General features: G+C 70.4%; 1 pseudogene. It reads left to right on the top strand.

Going from position 1 to position 2,728, the window contains the following annotated elements:
• Positions 1 to 75: 75 nt before the first annotated feature.
• Positions 76 to 2,728 (top strand): annotated as a pseudogene (locus ACRX5W_RS33180) (type I polyketide synthase); the annotation flags it as partial.

Below are 2,728 nucleotides of genomic sequence, written 5' to 3'. Positions count from 1 at the left end.
GACGCGGCCCGCGCACTCGACGCGGAGGGTGTGACCACGTTCCTCGAACTCGGCCCCGACGCCGTGCTCACGGCCATGCTGGACGACTGCCTCGACAGCCCCGACTCCGCCGCCGTGGCCGCCCTTCGTGCCGACCGGCCGGAAAGCACCGCCTTCACCACCGCGATGGGCCGCCTGTTCACGCGCGGCATCGACGTCGACTGGCCTGCGCTGTTCGCCGGTTCGGGAACGACGCGCGTTCCCCTGCCGACGTACGCCTTCCAGCGCAGCCGACACTGGATCGACACCGCAGCCGGCACCCCGCACACCCCGCCCGCGAAGCCCGGCGACACCACCGGGCGCCGACCCGCGAACGAGCCTGCCGTGGCTGCCCCGCAGCCGGGCGAACAGTCGAACACGCCGGACAGTGGCGGCCGTTCGCACCGCGAACGGCGCAATGCCGTCGAAGACCTCGTCCGCGCACACGTCGCCGCCGCGCTCGGCTACACCGACCACCGCGCCTTCGACCCGCGGACCCCGTTCACCGACCTGGGCTTCGACTCCATGACGGCCGTCGAGTTCCGCAACGCCTTGGCGGCGGCCACCGGCCTCACGCTGCCGAGCGGCCTGCTCTTCGACCACCCGAGCCCCAAGGCACTCATCGACTACGTCGTCGGCGAGCTGGACGAGGCCGGACGCGCCGACGACGGGACACCGTCAGCCGCAGCGTCCGGCGGTCACCACGACGAACCGATCGCGATCGTGGGCATGGCCTGCCGCTTTCCGGGCGGTGCCGACTCTCCCGAGGCGCTGTGGCGGCTGATCGCCGAAGAAACCGACGCCGTCGGCCCGTTCCCGCACGGGCGCGGCTGGAACCTCGACGGCATCCACGATCCCGACCGCGCGACGTCCGGTACGACGTACACGGACAACGGCGGATTCCTCTACGACGCCGGGGAGTTCGACGCGNCCGCACGGGCGCGGCTGGAACCTCGACGGCATCCACGATCCCGACCGCGCGACGTCCGGTACGACGTACACGGACAACGGCGGATTCCTCTACGACGCCGGGGAGTTCGACGCGGGCTTCTTCGGCATCTCGCCGCGCGAGGCCCTGGCGATGGATCCGCAGCAGCGGCTGTTGCTGGAGACCGCGTGGGAAGCCATCGAACGGGCGCACCTCAACCCCGAGAACCTGCGCGCCACCGCGACCGGTGTGTTCGTCGGCGCGACCGCGCAGGACTACGGCCCCCGCATGCACGCGGCGCCCGCGAACGTCGAAGGACATGTGCTCACCGGTGCCACCCCGAGCGTCATGTCAGGGCGGATCGCCTACCAGCTCGGCCTGGTGGGCCCCGCGGTGACGGTGGACACGGCGTGTTCGTCGTCGTTGGTGGCGTTGCACCTGGCGATGCAGTCGCTGCGGTCCGGTGAGTGCTCCCTCGCCCTCGCCGGCGGCGTGGCCGTCATGGCGACCCCTGGCATGTTCGTGGAGTTTTCGCGGCAGCGGGGGCTTGCGGCTGATGGCCGGTGCAAGCCGTTCGCGGCTGCGGCGGATGGCACCGCGTGGGGTGAGGGTGTCGGCTTGCTGGTCCTGGAGCGTTTGTCGGATGCGCGGCGTCTGGGGCATTCGGTGTTGGCTGTGGTGCGTGGTTCGGCGGTGAATCAGGATGGTGCGTCGAATGGTTTGACGGCGCCGAATGGTCCGTCGCAGCAGCGGGTGATTCGTGGGGCGTTGGCGGGTGCGGGGTTGTCGGTGTCGGACGTGGATGCGGTGGAGGCACACGGCACGGGGACGCGGTTGGGTGATCCGATTGAGGCGGATGCGTTGTTGGCGACGTATGGGCGGGGTCGCGAGTCGGGGCGGCCGTTGTTCCTGGGGTCGGTGAAGTCGAATATCGGTCATACGCAGGCGGCTGCGGGTGTGGCTGGTGTGATCAAGATGGTGATGGCGATGCGGCATGGTGTGCTGCCGCGGACGCTGCATGTGGACGCGCCGAGTCCGCATGTGGACTGGTCGTCGGGTGCGGTGGAGTTGTTGACCCGGGCGCGTGAGTGGCCGGCGCGTGGGGGTGTGCGGCGGGCTGGGGTGTCGTCGTTCGGTGTGAGCGGCACCAACGCCCACGTCATCCTCGAACACAGCGACGACGACCGCTCCATGGCCGATGTCCCGGCAAGCACGGACCTTCCGCCCGCTCTGCCCTGGGTGCTGTCCGGACGGGGCACCGCCGCACTTCGCGAACAGGCCGCACGGCTCCGCGAGTTCGCGGTGTCCCCGGACAACACCTGGGACGCCGTCGATCTCGGCTGGACGCTCGCCACCACCCGGACCGCCTTCGACGACCGCGCGGTCGTCCTCGGCGCCGGGCGCAGCGAACTTCTCTTCGGTCTCGGTGTTGTGGCGTCGGGTGGTGTGGGGCCGGGGGTGGTGTCGGGTTCGGTGTCGGGTGTGCCGGGCCGGGTGGTGTTTGTGTTTCCGGGTCAGGGTTCGCAGTGGGTGGGGATGGCGTCGGGTTTGGTGGCGTCGTCGGGGGTGTTTGCGGGGCGGATGCGGGAGTGCGGGGCGGCGTTGGCGCCGTTCGTGGGGTGGGATCTGCTGGATGTGTTGGGTGATCCGGTGGCGTTGGAGCGGGTTGATGTGGTGCAGCCGGTGTTGTGGGCGGTGATGGTGTCCCTGGCTGAGTTGTGGGCGTCTTTTGGTGTGGTGCCGGATGCGGTGGTGGGGCATTCGCAGGGGGAGATCGCGGCT

It is taken from the genome of Yinghuangia sp. YIM S10712, assembly GCF_051388935.1.
Classification (GTDB): Bacteria; Actinomycetota; Actinomycetes; order Streptomycetales; family Streptomycetaceae; genus Yinghuangia.
This window is presented reverse-complemented; position numbering and strand designations above follow the sequence as displayed.